This window comes from Paenibacillus pabuli, from assembly GCF_039831995.1.
GTDB lineage: Bacteria > Bacillota > Bacilli > Paenibacillales > Paenibacillaceae > Paenibacillus > Paenibacillus pabuli_C.
In genome coordinates this window covers 2,254,173-2,274,504 of record NZ_JBDOIO010000003.1, presented here as the reverse complement: position 1 = coordinate 2,274,504, position 20,332 = coordinate 2,254,173, and the positions used below count along the sequence as shown (strand labels likewise).

Below are 20,332 nucleotides of genomic sequence, written 5' to 3'. Positions count from 1 at the left end.
GAAGGAAAAACAAGGCATGAAGGCAAATTCGCAAGATCAGAGAAAAGTAATATGGGTCGCGTTAGGCGGCTTATTGTGTTTCCTCGCAAGTCAATGGTATCGTTCCTCCGCAAGCTCTGATCTAATCATATCCGGATACCCTGTGCTGACGCTACTCGGCGGATTCGTGGCAGCAGCAGCCTGTATCGGCATTTACAACCAAAGCTGGTTGTTCCAGACCCAAAAGTTAACCCTGCGCAGGGTCTTGATTACAACGCTCTTTTTGTTGATTGGCCTGTTTGAATTGATTCACATCGTTTCATATGCGGAAGAGATGCCGAGCGGAGCGATGATGGAATCGGAATTCTCGCTGAAAATGATGACTCTGGGCTCTGTGGTCTGTGCAGTGGGGTTATTGCTCATTTATGTAGTGAGAGAAAAAGAAATTGCGTTACCGCGTAAATTTTTACTATTCAGCGGAACGCTGGGCGTGTTTGTCATATTGTACACAGCCGGTGTTCAGGAATGGAGCTGGCTGCCAAAATTAACTCAGCAAGAAGTGCTCAGCGGAACGTTTACGAGGATTCACTTCTTGACCGGTCTTCTGTATGGGATCACTGCATTCGTGTTGTTTCTGAAGTGGAAGAAGGGTAAAGAGGGGGATCTGCCTTCAATCCTGTGTGGAGCCCTGTGCTTCTTTTATGGAGAAAGCTATTTGGTCTCTGCAACTCAGGTCAGCGACTTGAATCTGTTATTTGCATTGTGGATGAATTGCCTTGGATATTTCTTTGTACAAAAAGGGCTCTACACAACGGTTGTGGATACACCGTTTCTGAAACAGCAGGCTGCTGAAGCCAAAATGAACTATATTGCTCATCATGACGATGTGACGGGTCTGCCGAATCGCCGCCGCCTTACCCAGAGACTCAAAAGATTGATGGATGAAGCAGTGAAGCAGGATGAGCTCGTCGGGGTGCTTGTACTGAACATTAACCGATTCAAAACGATAAACGATTCTCTCGGTCAGCAGGCGGCTAACCGCGTTCTTCGTCAAGTGGGGCAGCGCCTCAAGCAATCGTCTTTGCCGGGCGAAGAAGTGTATGGTCTAGGTCGGGATGAGTTCGTAGTCACGATGACGGACTTCTGGACCACAGAGAATGCTCTGCGCCGAACAAGATCGATTTTGCAGCTGTTTGAAAAGCCGGTAATGGTCGATGGTAACGACTATCATATTACGCTTGGAATTGGCATGGCCATATATCCCCATGACGGGGGATCACCGGAAGAAATCATTCAAAATGCGGATACTGCCCTTCATAACGCGAAGGAACAGGGGATCGAGCTGAATCGGTATGCTCATGCGATGCAGATGAAGGCACAGGAACGACTGCAGCTGGAGAATGATCTCCGCAAAGCGCTGGATCGGGGTCAGTTCTACCTTGTATATCAACCGCAGATCAATATTGCGAGTGGGTTAATCGTTGGTATGGAGGCGTTGGTACGTTGGCAGCATCCGCAGCGTGGCCCGATTTCCCCTGCGGAATTCATTCCACTGGCGGAAGAGAGTGGGTTAATTGTACCGCTGGGCGAGTGGGTGCTTCGGGAGGCATGTGCGCAGAACAAGCTATGGCAGGAAGCTGGATATCGCAAACTGTGTGTGTCCGTCAATCTCTCGATGAGGCAATTCAGACATTCCCATCTGCTGGATAACATCAGCGGCATACTGAGGGAAACCGGATTGGAGCCTGATTGGCTTGAACTGGAGATCACCGAAAGCATGACATTTGACAAAGATCGTGCATTTGAACAACTGCGCAAAATTAAAGAAATTGGTGTGCACATCAGTATTGATGATTTTGGAACAGGGTACAGTTCACTGCATTATCTTAAGGATCTGCCGATTGATCGGCTCAAAATTGACCGTTCATTCGTGAACGAAGTCATGGAGGATCGCAATAATGCAGCGATCGTCTCCACTATTACGTCGATGGCGCATCATCTGCAATTGAAGGTGACAGCCGAAGGGGTGGAGAATGAGTCACAGCTGGTGTTCCTACGTGACCAGCACTGCCATGAAGCACAGGGGTACTTTTTCAGCAAACCGATTGTGGCAGCTGATTTTGAGCAGCGTTTTTTACGAGATGAGGATAAACCTACAGGATAGCCATCAGGCAGGAGCGGAGAATCGCTTCTGTCTTTTTCATTTGAGGCGAATAAGGAATAAATGGAAATTAAAAGTTGCAAGGATTGGATGAACGTGTTATATTAGTTTTTGTAAAAATCATGTTAAGATTCTTAGGAACTTAACGGGACGTAGCTCAGCTTGGTAGAGCACCTGGTTTGGGACCAGGGGGTCGCATGTTCAAATCGTGTCGTCCCGATCGTCAATCGCGCGGGTGTAGTTCAATGGTAGAACTCCAGCCTTCCAAGCTGGTAGCGTGGGTTCGATTCCCATCACCCGCTTAACGTTGTTTAAGGAACCCTCTTGTGAATCACAAGAGGGTTTTTTTTGTACTCAAAGTGATTAAAGCTCAGCAATTCCTTAACATTCATTCAAAGCTTTGCAATTACTCCAACTTCTGGTACAATAACGGAGAATTGATACTACACATGAATGAGAGGTAACCACACGTCCTATGAAGTAAGACACATGAATTGAACCCCAGTAACTGCAGAAGATGTATGACGCAGTCAGCCGTAGCGGCTGAGCAATGAGGGGATTCGTGTGTCCAAATTCAGCAATGGGATCAGGTGTGTTGACGAGCTGAGTAATTGTGGCTTGTGTACCCTTCTAAGGGGTCTATTTGTTCATGCCTGGGTGTATCTTATGCTTGTTTTTTGACGCTTTATCCAAACCTGAATTGCCAGACCGCCGGCGGATGCCAGCGGTCTTTTTTTGTTCAGGAAATGATGTTTACAGTTTCCTGCGAGCCGCGGCAGCTCCAGGCGTGATCGAGATTAACAGCTTCTCGAACATGCCTGGTATGGATTTGATTTTTAACGCAGGAAGGATGAAGTCTTATGATGACATTGGTACGCCTACATGAAGTATCAAAAGAGTGGAACGGGATGGAATTGTTTACAGGATTAAATCTGGAAATTAACGAAGGTGAGCGGCTTGCGATTCTCGGTCGCAATGGATGCGGGAAAACCACATTGTTACGCATAATCTTAGGAGAAGAGGAGGGAGGGGGATATATTGAGCGCCACATTCCTCAAGAAGAATGGGGTTTCATGCGTCAGCGCTCTCTAATTGAACCCGGCATGAAGGTACTGGATGCGGTGCGGAAGGAAAGTGGCCGGATCTATGAAGTGAAATGTGAGTTGGAAGAACTGGAACGGCGCATGGGCATGAGCGGGAGTGAAGATGAGCAGCAGCTGCTTGAAGCCTATACCTTAGCCATGGAGCAATATGAGCAGTTGAACGGTTACATGTGGGAGACCGAGGTGGAAAAGGTATTGACCCGTCTGGGTCTAAGCTCGGAGCACTGGAACAGGTCATATCATTCGTTGAGTGGAGGACAAAAAACCAAGGCAAGGCTGGCAGGACTGCTGGTTAGCAAGCCCCAATTTCTTATTTTGGATGAACCGACGAATCATCTGGATGAGGATAGCATGCGCTGGCTCGAAGAGTGGCTATCCAATTACACAGGCACCCTGCTTTTTGTTTCACATGACCGGACTTTTATTGATCAGGTAGCAACAGGTGTCATTGAGTTTAGTCCGCAAGCGCTGACCAAATATAAAGGCGGGTATTCGGACTACAAAGTTCACAAGGAGAGGGAACGCCGTGAACAGGAAACCATATACCGCAAACAGGAGCTGGAGCGCAAAGCGCTTGAAGAGACCATTCGCAATTATCAGCAATGGTTCCACAAGGCCCACAATTCAGCAACGGATGTGGAGGTTAAGATCACGCAGAGCTTTTACAAAGCCAAAGCCAACAAAAACATTTCGCGTTACCATGCAAAACAGAAACAGTTGGAGCGGCTGGAGAATGAGCGGGTAGAGAAACCTCGCGAAGCAGTCAAGCTAAACATGGAACTGCAAGTCGACACGCTGTCGGCACGCCAGCTGCTTGGATTGAACAAGGTCAGCTTTGCATACCCGGGGGGAGAGCCGTTATTTCACAATCTGGGAATTTCCGTCGGGCGAGGGGACCGGCTTGCCGTTCGCGGACCGAATGGTACGGGGAAAACGACCCTGCTGAAGCTGATGATTGGTGAACTTGAACCGGAGCAGGGCATGGTGACTAGGCATCCATCACTGAAAATCGGTTACTTTTCTCAAGAACTTGAGGGACTTCCCGAGCATCAAACTCTGCTGGACAGCTTGCTCAGTCTTCCATCCATGACTCAGAGCGCAGCACGAACCATTTTGGGATGTTTTCTTTTTACCAGAGAGGATGTTTTCAAGCGCATTGGGAACCTGAGTATGGGAGAGAAATGCAGGGCTGCTTTTTTGAGATTGTACTTTGGCGGGGCCAACTTGCTGGTGCTGGATGAGCCTACAAACTATCTGGATATTGATACCCAGGAAGTGATGGAAAATGTATTAAAACAGGCTTCTGGCGCTTTGGTGCTTGTCTCTCATGACCGAATGCTGATGAAGGTGCTGGCGAATCGCTTGCTTGATCTGGAGCCAGGAGGGAAAGTAACGGTATTCGAAGGAGGAGTGGAGGATTGGGAACAGTCGATGAAACTCCGAGATGCTTCACTTGGCAGGCGAGACTCGGACGATGAACGTTTACGTCTGGAAATGCGGCTGTCCGAATTGTTATCTCCCATGAGCGATGCGGGCAAAGATGCCTTTTTTCATCCGGAGGCTGCTGAAGAACGAGCTGCGGAAGCAGCTGAGATCCGGGAGATCCAGGAGCGGCTAATCCAGCTTAGGCGAAAGGATGCGGGCAAAAAATTAGATGCATGACTCGCTTGCTATTTCGACTGGATTTGCATATAATTATGAACGATCATCGATAAATACGTCGATATAGGTTTGACTAATCCACAAACGTGATGATGGAGACAAGTAAGCAGTGCCTCTGGACAGGGAGGAAGCGCCGTAGATTGAGAGCGTTTCTGTAGAACAAGGCTGCCGAAATTCACTCCGAAGCGGTTCCCTGAACTTGGTTTGGCAATGATTGCTGAGCGTCAACAGTAGGGGCAAACGGTTAACGGTCGTTATTCCGTACAGAGTGAGACAGACGTGTTGCAGGGCTGAAGGCCCAGTCAGCGCCGGATGTCTAACAAGGGTGGTACCACGGTCTTTTCGTCCCTTTTGGGGAGAAAAGGCCTTTTTTTGTTGCAATAACACCACATAAAGGGGGCAATTACACATGAAAGAACGTTTAGAAGCATTGAAGATTGAAGCGCTGGAACAATTGTCCAGCGTGAACGATCCGCAGACGCTTGGTGATCTGCGTGTGAAGTATTTGGGGAAAAAGGGTGCATTGACCGAAATTTTGCGTGGCATGGGTGCACTTAGTGCAGAGGAACGTCCCGTAATCGGGCAAGTGGCCAACGACGTTCGCAGCGCTATTGAGGAAGTTATCGACAGCAAGCAGGAGCAGTTCCAGAAGGAAGAGACGGCGAAGCGTCTTCAATCCGAGACCATTGATGTAACCCTGCCAGGACGTCGCGGACGTCAAGGCGGTCTGCATCCACTAACCAAAGTGGTACAGGAAATCGAAGATATTTTCATCGGCATGGGATACCGTGTAGCGGAAGGTCCTGAAGTGGAAATGGATTACTACAACTTTGAAGCGCTGAACCTGCCGAAGAATCACCCGGCGCGCGACATGCAGGATTCCTTCTATGTAACAGAAGACCTGTTGATGCGTACCCATACGTCTCCGGTGCAAGTGCGCACCATGCAGAGCATGAAAGGGGAAGTGCCTGTCAAAGTTATTTGCCCGGGTAAAGTATACCGCCGCGATGATGACGATGCTACGCATTCCTTCCAGTTTAATCAGGTTGAAGGTTTGGTCATCAGCGAAAACATTCGTATGAGTGACCTGAAGGGTACGCTGCTGCAATTCGTGCGTGAAATGTTCGGTGCTCATACCGAAATCCGTCTGCGCCCAAGCTTCTTCCCGTTCACCGAGCCGAGTGCTGAGGTTGATGTAACCTGTGTGCAATGCGGTGGCAGCGGCTGCCGAGTATGTAAACAAACCGGATGGCTTGAAATTCTGGGCGGCGGAATGGTGCATCCGAAAGTGCTGGAAATGGGTGGCTATGATCCGGAGAAATACAGCGGTTTCGCATTTGGTATGGGGGTAGAGCGTATCGCGATGCTGAAGTACGGTATCGATGATATTCGTCATTTCTATAACAGCGATATGGCGTTCCTGAAGCAATTCGGACGGCTGTAACTTAACATAAGAAACATACAAAAATTCTATATAAGTTGAAACTAATATTTACACGAAAACGGAGAGGGCAGAAATAATCTGGAGAAGTAGAGTGTTCGCGTTTATCCCCGGATTTACACCTTTGAAAGGATCAAAGAAATCTGAGGATAACAGCGATTGAAAGATTGTTCTGACTGCGCAGTGGTCCAGTGTAAAATTCGTTCAACGCTTGATACGATAAACCAATTTATAGATTAAGGAAGTGAACGTTCATGAGAGTATCGACAGATTGGCTGTCTGATTATATTGCCCTTGAAGGTGTGACGCCACAGGAACTGGCAGAGAAAATTACACGTGCAGGGATCGAAATCGATGTAGTGGAGAACCGCAACCAGGGCGTAAACAAAGTAGTTGTAGGTTATGTGAAGAGCAAGGAAAAGCACCCGGATGCGGACAAATTGAACGTATGTGTCATTGACGCCGGCCAGGAAGAAGATCTTCAGATCGTATGTGGTGCGAAAAATGTGGATGCGGGTCAAAAGGTAGCTGTAGCCCTGGTTGGAGCGAGGCTCCCTGGCGGATTGGATATCAAAAAAGCCAAGCTGCGCGGCGTCGTTTCACTCGGCATGATCTGCTCTGCAAAAGAGCTCGGCATGAACGACAAGCTGCTTCCTAAAGATCAGCAGGAAGGCATTCTTGTCCTGCCGGAGCAAACGGAGATTGGCACGCCAATCAGCCAGGTGCTTGGCCTGGATGATCACGTGCTTGAACTGGACCTGACACCCAACCGTTCCGACTGCCTGAGTATGCGCGGTGCAGCGTATGAAGTTGGCGCCATTCTGGGTCGTGAAGTGAAGCTTCCGAGTCCCAAAGAACAGCTGGTTGAAGTCGGTGATGCTGCTGCGGATCATATCTCGGTGGAGATCACAGCTACGGAACAATGCAGTCACTATGCAGCCCGTTATGTAACAGGTATCAAACTGGGAGCTTCTCCGCTCTGGATGCAAAACCGCTTGGTTGCGGCTGGTGTTCGTCCAATTAACAACATCGTGGACATCACCAACTATGTGATGCTGGAGTACGGTCAACCGCTGCACGCATTTGATGCAGATAAACTGGAAAAAGGTCATATCGAAGTGCGCATGGCGAAGGAAGGCGAAACGATTGTGACCTTGGATGGACAGGAGCGCAAGCTGGAACCGCATATGCTGCTGATCACCGATGGCGTGAAGCCTGTAGCTATCGCAGGTGTTATGGGTGGCGAGAATTCCGAGGTATCGGAAGGCACAGTGAATCTGCTGCTCGAGTCCGCCAAGTTCGACGGCGGAACTGTTCGGAAAACGTCGCGCCAATTGGGGCTGCGTTCCGAAGCAAGCATGCGTTTTGAGAAGGAAGTTGATCCGGGGGCTGTCATCACGGCGCTGGACCGTGCGGCTGAATTGATTCAGCGCTATGCTGAAGGCCAAGTACACCAGGGGATCGTGGAAGCTGGAGCCGAAGTGGCAGAGAAGGTTGTTATCCAACTGTCGCTGGACAGACTGAACCGTTATCTGGGAACAGACCTCTCACTGCTAGAGGTGAAAACCATTTTTGCTCGTCTGCACTTTGCATGCGGGGATGCTGAACAGGGACTGCTTGATGTGGAAGTGCCAACGCGCAGAGGCGATATTACCCGCGACGTCGATCTCTTTGAAGAAATTGCACGCCTGTATGGATATGACAATATTCCAACCACATTGATTGAAGGACCGACAACACCAGGTGCCTACACCCGCTCTCAGGCAATGCGCCGTACCATTCGTGGACTGCTCGCAGGCAGTGGGTGGCAGGAAATGATCAGCTATTCATTTGTACATCCGGATAAAACGTCTTTGTTCCCGGCATTGACCGAAGGAAGCAAGGCTGTGAAGCTGGCTATGCCTATGAGTGAGGATCGCAGTGTGCTTCGCACAAGCGTTCTGCCGCAAATGCTGGATGCAGCGGTTTACAATATGAATCGTAAGCAGGATTCGCTTGCTGTATTTGAAGTAGGCAGTGTGTTCTTCACCGAAGAAGAAAAGCTGACGAAGCAGCCGCATGAAATTCCGGTCCTGAGCTTGCTGCTTACCGGTAACCGTGCCGCACAGCAGTGGAACGTTGGAGCAGAAAAAGTGGACTTCTTCGATCTGAAAGGTGCGCTTGAAAACCTGTTCTCCTATGTAGGATTGGAACAACGCATTCGTCTAGTTGCGAACAGTCCGGAAGGGTTCCATCCGGGGCGTTCTGCATCCGTGTATTTGGAAGGCAAGGACGGCGGTGAAAGTAAACTGATCGGCACCATGGGTCAATTGCATCCTGAACTGCAGCAGCAATATGATCTGAACGATGTGTACATTGCAGAGATTGCTCTTGAAGCGATCTACAGTGAAGCGGACGTGGATATCCGTTACCGCGAGCTTCCGCGTTTCCCAGCCGTAGAACGTGATATTGCCGTTGTTGTAAGTAAAGACATTGAAGCAGGAGCTATGCTCAGCTCGATTCGTGAGGCTGCAGGTGAGCTGCTGCAAACGGTACAGGTATTCGATGTGTTCACAGGCAGCAAACTTGGTGAAGACAAGAAAAGTGTGGCGATGGCGCTTGTGTATCGCAACCGCGAGCGTACGCTGACGGATGAAGAAATTACCGAGGTTCATGCTCGTGTGGTTGCTCGTCTGGAGGAGCAATTCGGAGCAGAATTGCGCAAATAGAACAGAAGCCAATTTTTTGAACAACGATTAGCAGGAATTGCTTGAAGTCACATCGAATCCTTAGCATTAGAGGATCGATGTGACTTTTTTGTCATTACAGCTTAGAATCAACATACAGACTTGAAGGAGGGCACAACTGTGACTACACCTGATCGTACACGCGTCACCGTAGAGATCTACGGGACTTCCTATAAACTGGTTGGCAGCAGTGCCGACTATATGAAACAAGTAGCTAATTTGGTGGATGAGCGCATGAGCGCAATTTCCAAGCATCATTCCCGTCTGGATACTCCGCGTATTGCGGTACTGGCGGCTGTACATATGGCTGAGCAGTCTCTTCAGACTCAGGAGATTCGGAATGAACTGAAAATGCTGACCGGTGAACGGACAGAACTTCGAAATGAATTAAACAGGCTGAATGCGATTCAAAGTGAACATCAGCAGGAACTGGAGCGTCGTGACCAGGCGCTGGCTGAAGCGACCAAGCAGAAGTCCGAGGCAGAACAGGCCCTGGCGAAGCTGCAATCCGAGAATCAGGATGAGTTAAACAAGCTGAAATCATTGCTTGAGCAGGAACGAGCGCAGACTGCAGCCCGTGAACAAAAATGGCAGTCGCAGACTGCTGCACAGCTCAAGGAAGCCGAAGAGAAGATGAAATTGCGGCTGAAAGAAACCGAAGAGAAGGCGGATAACCAGCTGAAACAGGCTCAGGCCCAGGCAGCGGCTCAGCTAAAAGAAGTTCAAGCGCGTGCTGCAGCTGAATTGCAGCAGAGCCAAGCGAAGGCCGCTGGACAGTACAAGGAGCTGCAGGATAAGACAGCGGCTGAGCTGAAGGAAGTAAAAGCACGCGCTGCAGCTGAATTGCAGCAGAGCCAGGCGAAGGCCGCTGGACAGTACAAAGAGCTGCAGGATAAGACAGCAGCCCAGATTAAGGAAGCGGAAAGTCGTGCTGTAGCAGAACGCCAGAAAATTGAGGCGAAGGCGGTACAGCAGGTACAGGCAGCCAAAGAGGAGGCTGAGGCCGCGATTTTGTCCGAATTGGAACAGGCAGAAAGTCAATTGAAGAAGGTTCAGGAAGAGGCTGAGCTTCAATACCGTGAACTCCAGTCCCAAACGGATCAGCGTTTGCAGGAGGCGAAGCAGCAGGCAGCCGAGCAATTAAGATTCCAGCTGGGCAAGGTTCAGGAAGAGCAGGCCTTACAGCTACAACAAACGAAAGAGGAACATCTAACAGAGATCGAAAAGCTGAAAGCCGATTTCCACGAATCGTCCGAGCAGGCTGAACTGGAATGGATGGAAAAAGAAGCAGCCTATGAGGAGCAATTGCAGCAAGCAAAAGAAGTGGCAGCAACTCAGGTTACCCAAGTTGCAGCTAGTGCTGAAGCCAAACTGCAGGAAGAACGCGGAAAACTGCTGCAACAGCTGGAACAGGAGCGCACGCAAGCTGGGGGTCGCGTAGCAGAAATTGAGAAGCAGCTTGGCGATATACGCAAGCAGCTGGAAGAGGCACAGGAAGTAGTTGCGGATCAAGAACAGCAGCTTCAGCAGGAACGCGCTCAACTGGATATGTTCCGTAAGGAACAAACGCAGCGGAAACAGGACCAGGAAGTTCAGGCGCGACGCATAACGGAACTTGAACAGCAGTTGGCACAGCTGAAGGAAGACAGTACCAAGCTCCAAGAGCAGCTCCGTGAAACGGAAATTGCTTTGCAGCAGTCTCGTGAAACGGAGCAAGAGTGGAAACAGCAATACAATGAGACCGTGGACAGAGAAACTTCCCTTACGGCTCAGCTTCGGAAAGTTCAAGAGCAGCATGGACTGCTTGAAAAAGATATTCAGAAGCTTCGTGAGGCTGAAGAGAAGTCCGAAAATGAACAACGCAGACTACAGAAGGTTCTGGAGCAGGCTCATGCTGCCGTTCGTACATTGCAAAATGAAATCAGTACGCTTACCGAAAGTGAAAAATCATGGAAGGACCTGGCTGAACAGCGTCTTGTCGAGATGGGAGAGCTGGAGACTCAGGTGCTTGAGGCGGCAGAACAGAATGAAACACTGGAGTCTGGTGTACAGTCACTCCATGATGAATTATCCGTGGTTAAGGAAGAAGCTCGCGGGTACAGAGAAGAAGCGAATCGCTACAACGAGAAGGCAAGTCATTTGCAGCAGGAACGCGAACAGCTTGAAGATGAACTGAAGCGTATCCGTGAAGAACTGAACAAACTTCAGGAATCCTATAAACAAATCCGCAACGAATATGGGGATGCACTGCAGCGGGAAGAGAATCAGGCCCGCAAGCTCGCTGAACTGGATCAAGAAAAGCGGTCGCTGGAACAGGCGCTTGCTACATCCGGCGAGCATGCTGCCAAGCTATCCGAGCAGCTTGCAGAACAAGGAAGCTTGCTTGCACAGACAGAGGAAGAAGCGCTTGAATGGCAGATTAAGTATGAAGAATTGTCTGCCAAACAAACAGAGCTAACATCACAATTGGATGAGTTAAAGGAGCGGGAAACCCGGTTGCTCTCTCGGGTGGAACAAGCCGAGCAGCAGGACCTGGTCTGGCAGCGTCGTGCAGATGAATGGGCTGTACAGGAGCAATCCTGGCAGGAACGCTGGAACCTGCTTGAGAATGAATTGGATGTTTGGCAGAAGGAAAGTGCCGCGAGTGTTGAAAAGGTGGAGGAGCTTGAACAGGAACGTCAGCAGCTCGATAAGCTCCGTAACGAGGCAATAGAAGAGAAGCAAACGATGGAAAATGAACTGCTGGAGATTGGTGAGCGCTATGAGCTCGCAGCGAATCAGCTTCGATTGCTGCAGGTTGAACGCGAAATGGAGCAGGAGAAGGCAGAGCAGTTGAACATGGAGTATCGCCAGCTGCGGGATGAATATACGAAATTGCAGACGGAATATAACGAATGGATCGAATTGATTGAACAGGATCAGACCTAACGGCATCAGATCATAACTGGAATCATGGGCATCGTACGATTGTACAATTTGTTATAAGACAGAAAGAGCTCCCGTCGTTACGGGGGCTCATTGTCTTGGGACTTATTCTTCGACAATAATTTTGGAGATCATGCTGCTATGTCCACTTCCACAGAATACGGAGCAGGACATTTCGAATTCTCCAACCTTGTCGGGGGTAATTACTTTAGAGCTGTTTTTGGTGTCCAGCTGAAGATTCAGCTCAGGAACAAGGATACCATGATTACCATTGACGTTTTCGTAAACAATGTTAACGGGGACTCCTTTTTTAAGATGGTATTCCGGTTGGTCGAATTCATAGTTGCTCGCCTTAATGACGAGCTCCTCGCTTGCAGTTACGTCGGCTTCAGGTTCACCACTGCTGCCCGAGTCAGCTGATTGTTGGCCTCCTCCGCAAGCGGCGAGAACCAAGATCAACATGCAGGCTGCTAGCCAAGCCATAGTCTTTTTCATCATGTGCCTCCTTAAGCATGATATAGATGAAATTTTAATCATTTCTCAAGTCATCATACCGCAAAATGGTAAGGCCTGTACATGAAGGCTATGTCGTTTTGTTGAAGATTAGCAAGCAGAAATTCTTCTACTTCAGAGGAGTTGCTGAAAGGCTGTGGAAATGAAAAAACCTCATCTGGCATATTGGCCATCAGAGGTTGAAGGAGAACTCGCAGGTGTTCAAAACAGCTGCATTATGAGGTGCTTCTTAGTTATTCTTGGAGCTTCGTCCTGCTTCGAAAGGTGTGGATACCGGAATGAACAGATCGATAATCCCGATCACCAGCGCAGCCAGAATGGCACCAAGTAAACTAACTTCGACATGATCAACGATATATTGACCGAGCCAGATTACCAATGCACTGACGATGAAGCCGACGATTCCGCGGCCAAAAGGGGTAACCCTTTTGCCAAAGACGCCTTCAATGATCCAGCCGAGCAGTGCAATAACCAGAGCGAGCAGCAGAGCGCTCCAGAAACCACCGACTGCAAATCCGGGAACGATCCAGCTGACAACCATCAATACGATTGCAGCGATGATAAAACGCACGACATGTCCCAAGAAGTTCAACGTGTTTACCTCCTTTAAGTTCAGATCGGATTATGCATTTGGTCCACATCACATGGAGAGGTTGCAAAATCCTGACACCCGTAGTTTGCGGCATGATGTCAGAACTTATGTGTGGAAGGATTCGTTAAATAGCGCAGTAAAGTTTCTTTCGTTATAATACAGATATAGTTTGGAAGGAGTTGTACACTTGGACACGAAAATTCTACACACACTGGAATACCGCAAAATTTTAAATACATTGCAAAGCTATGCCCAAACAACCATGGGTAAGAAGAAAGCGGAACAACTGCAACCCATCAGTGAGTTGGAAGAAGTAAAGCGATTGCTTCAGCAAACCGATGAAGCCTTCACTTTTGATCGCCTGAAGGGCTCGCCTTCGTTTGGAGGCATTGTGGACATCACGGCATCCGTGAAACGGGCCGAAATTGGAGGAACCCTGAATCCGCATGAACTTCTCGGTATTTCCAATACAACCTTGGCTTCTCGCCGCTTGAAGCGCCAGATTGCCGCTCTTCATGAAGATGAGAAGATCGAGTCCTTGTTCTTTATCAGTGATCAGCTGTCAGAGCAAAAAGCACTTGAAGACGCAATTCGCGTTTGTATTGATGACAATGCTGAAGTGGCTGACAGTGCGAGTGTAACGCTGGCACAAATTCGGCGTGAGCTGCGGGGAGGGGAAGCCAGAATCCGTGAGAAACTCGATTCCATGATTCGTTCCTCTACCGTATCCAAAATGCTGCAGGATCAGCTGATCACCATTCGTGGAGATCGATTCGTCATCCCGGTAAAAGCGGAATACCGTTCTTACTTCGGCGGGATCGTACACGATCAGTCCGGTTCGGGAGCAACGCTCTTTATCGAGCCGGAGTCGATCGTAGCGATGAACAACAAATTACGTGAGACCCGAATCCGGGAAGAACGCGAAATTGAAGTGATTTTGCAGAAATTGACGGCACTTGTCAGTGAGCAGGGCGAGTGGCTGTTGTATGATGTCGATTTGCTGGGCTCCCTGGACTTTATCTTTGCCAAAGCACGGCATGCCCGTGAATTAAAAGCGACTTTGCCGCGCATGAATGACCGAGGGTTTATTAAGCTCAAAAAAGGACGTCACCCGCTAATTGCCATCGAAAACGTGGTCCCAACCGACATTGAACTGGGCAACGACTATACGTCTATTATTGTGACGGGGCCGAATACGGGTGGCAAAACAGTAACACTCAAAACCATTGGATTACTGAGCCTCATGGCGATGTCCGGCTTGTTCGTGCCTGCCGAAGATGGCAGTCAGCTCTGTGTTTTTGATGCAATCTATGCCGATATTGGAGACGAACAGAGCATTGAGCAGAATCTAAGTACGTTCTCCAGCCATATGACGAACATTATCCGAATTCTGAAAAATATGACGACCAAAAGTCTGGTGCTGCTTGACGAGCTAGGCGCAGGAACGGATCCGGCCGAAGGATCTGCACTGGCCATCTCCATTCTGGAGCATATGCATCAGACAGGATGCCGCATGGTAGCGACAACGCATTACAGTGAGCTGAAAGCTTATGCTTATGAACGTAAAGGTGTTATTAACGCCAGCATGGAATTTGATGTAAATACGCTGAGTCCGACCTATCGTCTATTGGTAGGTGTTCCAGGACGAAGTAACGCGTTTGCGATCGCTGAGCGCCTTGGTTTGCCTGGATACATTCTGGACTATGCTCGTGGTGAAGTAAAAGAAGAGGATCAGCGAGTGGAACACATGATTGCTTCCCTGGAAGAAAACCGGCTTACAGCTGAGCAGGAACGGGAAAATGCGGAACGTCTGCGTCAGGATATGGAGAAATTACGGAGCCGTCATCAGTCCGAGCTCGAGAAGCTGGAACAGCAGCGTGAGCGCCGGATTGAAAAAGCAGAGGAAGATGCTCGTAACATCGTGGACAAGGCGAGAGCGGAAGCAGAGAAAATTATTGCGGACCTGCGTCAGCTCGCGATGGAAGAAGGCGCATCGGTGAAAGAGCATAAGCTGATTGCTGCCCGCAAACAACTGGATGAAGCTGAACCGGAGAGACGTAAAAAGACAGTCAAACGCACAGGATCAGCACCAAAAACCCGGGCTATCGGCCCAGGGGATGAAGTGCATGTGTACAGTTTGAACCAAAAAGGGCATGTCGTGGAAATGTCCGGCACCAAAGAAGCTGTCGTGCAACTGGGGATAATGAAAATGAAAGTATCCCTGGATGATCTGGAGCTGAAACAATCTGCGCCTGAAACCAAACCGAAGCAAAAACCGGTCACTGGCATGAAGCGTACACGTGATGACAACGTAAAGAGTGAACTGGATTTGCGAGGAACCAATCTGGAGGAAGCATTGATGGAGACGGACCGTTTTATCGATGAAGCCTTCCTGGCGAATTTGGGACAAGTATACATTATTCACGGTAAAGGAACTGGAATTTTGCGTTCCGGTATTCAGGATTATCTGCGTAAGCATAAACATATTAAAAGTTACCGGCTGGGCAATTACGGAGAAGGCGGAAACGGCGTAACCGTTGCAGAATTGGAATAGCCGGACCTTGAAACAACGGTGTTCCACAGCGTGGTGAGAGGGGCAGTGGAACAGGGGGAGGGGAACAGGGAGTGAAAGGGACGATTGACCAACTGCTGTCGCATCCCTTGGGGATGGTACTCGGTTTTTTCTCGGTAGCCATAATGGAGCTGCTTGTGTTTCTGGCTTGTTTTGAACTTGTAACCAAATACAAATGCTGGGATGAGATCAAGAAAGGCAATGTGGCTGTTGCCATGGCAACGGGAGGCAAGATTTTCGGGATCTGCAACGTGCTTCGCTTCTGCATACAGGCCAAGTCTTCTGTGTATGATGCCATGACATGGTCGTTAGTAGGCTTTGCTCTCCTGCTTATTGCTTACTTTCTGTTTGAGTTTCTGACACCGGTCTTCTCCATTGACAAAGAAATTGAGCGGGATAACCGGGCAGTGGGCTTGATATCAATGATTATTTCCGTCTCGCTGTCATTTGTAATCGGCGCGAGCATCATGTAGGGGGACCTGGCATGAAAATATTGATACGAATTTTGTTTGCGGCTTCCATTGTGTTTTTTGCTATCGGTGTCATATACGTCATGAACACCTGACAATAAGATTGTATAAAAGAAAGGTTGATTTAATTGGAAACAACAGTATGTCCGTGGTGTCACACCGAAATCGTATGGGATGAGGAATTGGGACCTGAAGAAGAGTGTCCTTATTGTCACAATGAACTGAAAGGTTATCGTACGCTGAACATCAACATTGGAGAAGAAGAGAATGAAGATGAAGCAAGCGATATTTACGATGTAGATCATGTTCAGGACAGCAATCAAACCACTGACCTCGCTGCATTGTGGGGAGATGAAGTCGAACTGAAATTGCCTGAACTCCGCACACTGACTAAATACGCGGACGAAGGCAACGATCTGATCCGATATGAAGAAGGCGTGGAGAAACAGCTGGATCTGCAGGAAGAAGTACCTGAATGCCCACATTGTCGTGAATTCATGATTCTCGCAGGTACACAAACATCCACGAAGGACACATTCACACCCGTAGCCAACGCGGTTTCAGGAACGGATTCCCTGCTGGATGCACCGTTTACGGTGCAAATGTATGTCTGCTCTGGATGTTTCCAAGTTCAATATAGTTTGGCCGAAGATGATCGTCTGCGCCTTATTCAAAATCTGAGCGCCAAGAAGTAATTTCCACGCCATTCAAATGAAATATTCGGAGATTCGTCATGTTTTTCCTCTGCTTGGGGTACGTTAACCCTGAGACTTGCCGCGAAGCGCTGACTTCAAGCGGAATAAGGAGGGAGCAGATGAAGATATCTCTGGGCCGACAATCCATTCTGCTTCTAGGCGTGAATGGATTGTTTGTGTTAGCCGGAGCTTTGTCGGGGACGTTTTTGAATGTATATCTGTGGAAGAGTCGTCCGGACTATGCGATGCTGGGATGGTTTACTGTAAGTCAACAGCTTGCATTAGGATTGACATTCTGGTTAGCCGGGAAATGGATCAAAGAACATAATAAAATGAGCGCACTGCGTCTGGGCACAGCATTGTCTGGCATATTTTATATGCTTGTCCTATGGGCCGGTCCAAGAGCGGTAGATTGGATATGGCCACTCGGCATATTGCTCGGATGTGCTCTGGGTCTGTTCTGGATCGCCTTTAATGTGGTGTATTTTGAAGTAACAGACCGGGAGAACCGGGACCTGTTCAATGGATGGGTCGGGTTGCTGGGCTCCATGACAGGAATCATCGGTCCATGGTTCTCGGGCTTGATTATTACGAAGATGGCGGATAATTCAGGGTACCGACTTATTTTTACTGTCTCACTCGTGATTTACGTAATTGCCGTGGTCTTCAGCTTTTTTCTGAAAAAGAGAAAAGTCAGCGGCACCTACCGGTGGTCGGAACCCTGGCACCAGTTATCCCGTTCAGGAAGTGCATGGAGACCACTGGGACTGGGGTTGTTTGCCCAAGGTGTAAGGGAGGGCGTATTCGCCTTTTTGATTGCGCTGCTCGTTTACGTAGCCACGGAACAGGAGTACAAGCTGGGTCAGTTTTCATTGATTACATCCGCCGTAGCTTTGGTCAGTTATTGGATGGCAGGCAAGTGGTTCAAACCGCATTATCGATCCAAAGGCATGTTGACGGGGGCCATAATATTATTCCTCGTTCTGCTCCCCTTGATCTGGAAAGTGAGCTACGGCACACTTTTGATTATGGGAATTGGTTCAGCACTCGCCATGCCGTTATACATGCTGCCCATGATTGCGTCAGGATTCGACTTGATGGGCATGAGCGGCGAAAATGTGGAGAAAAGGGTTGAACTTGTCGTATTAAGGGAGCTTTGCCTGATGACAGGACGTTTATCTGGTCTTGCAGTGTTTATAATTATCGTAACGAACGGCCCCTCACTTCGTACCTTAACCTGGCTCATCGTTGTTTTGGGAGCCTTCCCGTTAGTCGGCTGGATCTTTATGCGAAAAATGTTAGTAGAGCCGGAACAGGGTAAGACTGCGTCCTGATCGCTTGATCACAACCGAAAAAGGTGCAAAATCAGAAGAGCATATCTGATCTGCACCTTTATTTGTTTTACACGGGAGAAGGTTTATTTGTCCTGGTCAAAGAGAACAGCTCCATATCATCGTTCTGAACCCCGGTAATGACATCTGTAAGAATGGATGCGGCAATCATGCTGTATACCGTTCCATTGCCACCATACCCTTCGATAAAATAGCAGTTTGGGTACTCAGGGTGAGGGCCAATTAGGGGGAATCCATCATGGGTGCTGCCGAAGACCGCTTCCCAAGCATAGTCTATTGCCAAATCCGGAAGTGGAAAGTGGTCAGCTATTTTTTTCAATAAAGTCTCCCCCCTAAGTTTGGCACGTATTGCACGCTGGTCATCATGGGGAATTTCTTCATCAAGCCCTCCAGCAACAATTCTGCCATCCGGGGTGGTTCGCATATATAAATAAGGCCGAGCAGTTTCCCATATTAAGCTTTGGTTGTACCAACTGCTTAAATCCTTAAGTGGTTTCGTTGCAATAGCATAGGTGCTCTGCAGATAGGCCCCACGATCTCTCTTGATCTCCTGTGTCTCATAGCCGGTAGAGAAAATAACTTGTTTGGCTCGGATCGTCCCAGTAGGGGTGTAACAGAGGACAACATCTTCACCATATTCACAATGGATCATTTCGGTTCGTTCGTACACTTGGGCACCCTTTTTTGAAGCACTATGAAGCAGACTATGCACCAGCATATAGGGATTAACCTCCGCATCTCCTTTGGTGTACAGCGCGTTCGGTTTACTGAAGGGAAAGTGGGTACTAATTTTGTTTCGGCTCCACAGCTCAACATCGAATGCATAGTTTTGGAGTGTATGGTACTCCTCTTCCAACAGGGCAACATCTTCTTCGCTGCTGGCGCAATATAAACTGGTGCGAGGAATATACCAAGGATCGATGTCCAAAGTTGAAATCGTATCCTTTAATTGTTGCATGGCCAAACGGCACAATTCGTAAAATCGTACACCACGTTGTTCGCCAAAGGTATGTATGCAGGACGTAAGCGTCTTATCATTGGAGTATTGCAGCAGTCCCAAGCTGGCCATGCTGCTGCCACGACCAACCTCTCTCTTATCAATAACGACTGCGTGCAAACCTTTCTCCGCTAATAGCTTGGCAGATAGCGCTCCTCCCATGCCGCCACCGATAATGAGGCAATCACAGAAAATTTCACCTTCAAGAACAGGGTATTTGAATCGGGGGTGAAGGGTACCTGGCCACAACGTGCTGCCACTAATCAGTTTCATAATGAAGAAATCACCTCGGATTGAATTGTTCAATGAGTATACTTTTGCAGGACAGGGTAAAAATAAAGCCGCATAAACTTTAGGTTAAGGAGGAAAAAAGCACATGCAAAACACGCAGATGCAGGCGCTTAGTCCCAAAGAACTGAACTACATTGCGGATTCGATCTCCAATGAAGAGATGCTGATCAAACAGTGTGCAGCAACAGCTTCCATCACACATAACCCGCAAATCCAGCAGGCTTTGAATCAATATGTACGCTCACATGAACAGCATCTAAACACACTTGTCAATGCCCTTCAGCAACACCAGTCTCTGGCCCCTACACAAGCTTAGGTAGTCCTAGAAATTTAAACGTATAGGAGGAAACCGCGTGTACTCTCAATCTTTGTCATCTAGTGGAAATTTTATGCAGGAGCTGGATCTGCTCAAGTCGATTCTTGCGGATTTAAGACGAACTTCCCGTGAATATACAACAGCAACGACTGAATCTTCCTGCCCTGTTACCCGCAGAATGTTTACAGATCTGACGAACGATACCCTTAGATTGCAAGGGGAGCTATTCAACCTGATGCAGCAGAACAATATGTATTCCGCTTCTTCCAAAGTCACTCGGAGCGAGCTTGACAAAACAATTCAGTCTGCACATCAAACGCAGCAAAAATGTAATCAGTTCATTCAGGAAAAGAACACCCTGTCCAGCCCATACAGCCAGGCACCTAATGTGCCTCAGCATCAACCCAATTACAGCAACCCTTATTACATGTAACATTTTAGAACGGATTGAAGCATCATTGCGAATAAGGATGGAAGCACCGTTTGTCCAGACCATACCACCGCTTGCCTGAATTGAGGGCAGGCGGTTTTTAGCTT

At 48.5% G+C, this 20,332-nt stretch carries 14 protein-coding genes and 2 tRNA genes; 13 read left to right on the top strand and 3 right to left on the bottom strand.

The features are described from left to right. The first annotated feature begins 16 nt into the window (after positions 1–16). From ABGV42_RS12185 to ABGV42_RS12155, 7 genes are all read left to right on the top strand, one after another. Complete coding sequence (locus tag ABGV42_RS12185; RefSeq protein WP_347381881.1) at positions 17–2,143, top strand: bifunctional diguanylate cyclase/phosphodiesterase; 2,127 nt, start codon at positions 17–19, stop codon at positions 2,141–2,143. 143 nt (positions 2,144–2,286) lie between these two features. Beyond that, positions 2,287–2,360 (top strand) — tRNA-Pro (locus ABGV42_RS12180). 11 nt (positions 2,361–2,371) lie between these two features. Then, positions 2,372–2,442: transfer RNA gene (locus ABGV42_RS12175), tRNA-Gly, on the top strand. A 558-nt stretch (positions 2,443–3,000) separates the two neighbouring features. Next, positions 3,001–4,905: a ribosomal protection-like ABC-F family protein gene (gene abc-f, locus ABGV42_RS12170; RefSeq protein WP_347381880.1), complete on the top strand. Its 1,905-nt coding sequence runs from the start codon at positions 3,001–3,003 to the stop codon at positions 4,903–4,905. A 409-nt stretch (positions 4,906–5,314) separates the two neighbouring features. Then, entirely contained in the window at positions 5,315–6,349 is a 1,035-nt protein-coding gene (pheS, locus tag ABGV42_RS12165; RefSeq protein ID WP_347381879.1) for a phenylalanine--tRNA ligase subunit alpha, read from the top strand. 251 nt (positions 6,350–6,600) lie between these two features. Further along, positions 6,601–9,054, top strand: a complete 2,454-nt coding sequence (gene pheT, locus ABGV42_RS12160) for a phenylalanine--tRNA ligase subunit beta (protein ID WP_347381878.1) — start codon at positions 6,601–6,603, stop codon at positions 9,052–9,054. 138 nt (positions 9,055–9,192) lie between these two features. Beyond that, entirely contained in the window at positions 9,193–12,000 is a 2,808-nt protein-coding gene (locus ABGV42_RS12155) for a hypothetical protein (RefSeq protein ID WP_347381877.1), read from the top strand. A 102-nt stretch (positions 12,001–12,102) separates the two neighbouring features. Here the strand turns inward: ABGV42_RS12155 and ABGV42_RS12150 are convergent, their stop codons facing one another. Beyond that, positions 12,103–12,495 carry a cytochrome C oxidase subunit II gene (locus ABGV42_RS12150; RefSeq protein WP_431523613.1) on the bottom strand — a complete coding sequence of 131 codons (393 nt, stop codon included), beginning with the start codon at positions 12,493–12,495 and terminating at the stop codon, positions 12,103–12,105. Positions 12,496–12,739: 244 nt separating this feature from the next. Continuing rightward, on the bottom strand, positions 12,740–13,102 hold the full coding sequence (locus ABGV42_RS12145; protein WP_127539412.1) for a phage holin family protein: 363 nt from the start codon (positions 13,100–13,102) through the stop codon (positions 12,740–12,742). Between the two features lie 187 nt (positions 13,103–13,289). On the opposite strand from ABGV42_RS12145, the gene ABGV42_RS12140 reads away from it, so the two are divergent. From ABGV42_RS12140 to ABGV42_RS12125, 4 genes are all read left to right on the top strand, one after another. Next, a complete protein-coding gene (locus ABGV42_RS12140) occupies positions 13,290–15,656 on the top strand; it encodes an endonuclease MutS2 (protein ID WP_347381876.1) in 2,367 nt (788 codons plus the stop codon). A gap of 113 nt (positions 15,657–15,769) precedes the next feature. Continuing rightward, positions 15,770–16,147: a DUF350 domain-containing protein gene (locus ABGV42_RS12135; protein WP_431523644.1), complete on the top strand. Its 378-nt coding sequence runs from the start codon at positions 15,770–15,772 to the stop codon at positions 16,145–16,147. Positions 16,148–16,272: 125 nt separating this feature from the next. Next, complete coding sequence (locus tag ABGV42_RS12130; protein ID WP_347381874.1) at positions 16,273–16,839, top strand: hypothetical protein; 567 nt, start codon at positions 16,273–16,275, stop codon at positions 16,837–16,839. A gap of 119 nt (positions 16,840–16,958) precedes the next feature. Further along, positions 16,959–18,173, top strand: coding sequence for an MFS transporter (locus ABGV42_RS12125; RefSeq protein ID WP_347381873.1), 1,215 nt, complete (start codon positions 16,959–16,961; stop codon positions 18,171–18,173). Positions 18,174–18,240: 67 nt separating this feature from the next. Here the strand turns inward: ABGV42_RS12125 and ABGV42_RS12120 are convergent, their stop codons facing one another. After that, positions 18,241–19,461 carry an NAD(P)/FAD-dependent oxidoreductase gene (locus ABGV42_RS12120; protein WP_347381872.1) on the bottom strand — a complete coding sequence of 407 codons (1,221 nt, stop codon included), beginning with the start codon at positions 19,459–19,461 and terminating at the stop codon, positions 18,241–18,243. Positions 19,462–19,564: 103 nt separating this feature from the next. Between ABGV42_RS12120 and ABGV42_RS12115 the strand changes: the two genes are divergently transcribed. Then, entirely contained in the window at positions 19,565–19,795 is a 231-nt protein-coding gene (locus ABGV42_RS12115) for a hypothetical protein (RefSeq protein WP_347381871.1), read from the top strand. A 37-nt stretch (positions 19,796–19,832) separates the two neighbouring features. Then, positions 19,833–20,228, top strand: a complete 396-nt coding sequence (locus ABGV42_RS12110; protein ID WP_347381870.1) for a spore coat protein — start codon at positions 19,833–19,835, stop codon at positions 20,226–20,228. Positions 20,229–20,332 lie beyond the last annotated feature (104 nt).

Excerpts from the sequence above, each read along its gene's own strand:
- ABGV42_RS12185 (WP_347381881.1), top strand. The coding sequence starts at position 17 with ATGAAGGCAAATTCGCAAGATCAGAGAAAAGTAATATGGGTCGCGTTA.
- abc-f (WP_347381880.1), top strand. The coding sequence starts at position 3,001 with ATGATGACATTGGTACGCCTACATGAAGTATCAAAAGAGTGGAACGGG.
- pheS (WP_347381879.1), top strand. The coding sequence starts at position 5,315 with ATGAAAGAACGTTTAGAAGCATTGAAGATTGAAGCGCTGGAACAATTG.
- pheT (WP_347381878.1), top strand. The coding sequence starts at position 6,601 with ATGAGAGTATCGACAGATTGGCTGTCTGATTATATTGCCCTTGAAGGT.
- ABGV42_RS12150 (WP_431523613.1), bottom strand. The coding sequence starts at position 12,495 with ATGATGAAAAAGACTATGGCTTGGCTAGCAGCCTGCATGTTGATCTTG.
- ABGV42_RS12135 (WP_431523644.1), top strand. The coding sequence starts at position 15,770 with ATGGTACTCGGTTTTTTCTCGGTAGCCATAATGGAGCTGCTTGTGTTT.
- ABGV42_RS12125 (WP_347381873.1), top strand. The coding sequence starts at position 16,959 with ATGAAGATATCTCTGGGCCGACAATCCATTCTGCTTCTAGGCGTGAAT.
- ABGV42_RS12120 (WP_347381872.1), bottom strand. The coding sequence starts at position 19,461 with ATGAAACTGATTAGTGGCAGCACGTTGTGGCCAGGTACCCTTCACCCC.
- ABGV42_RS12115 (WP_347381871.1), top strand. The coding sequence starts at position 19,565 with ATGCAAAACACGCAGATGCAGGCGCTTAGTCCCAAAGAACTGAACTAC.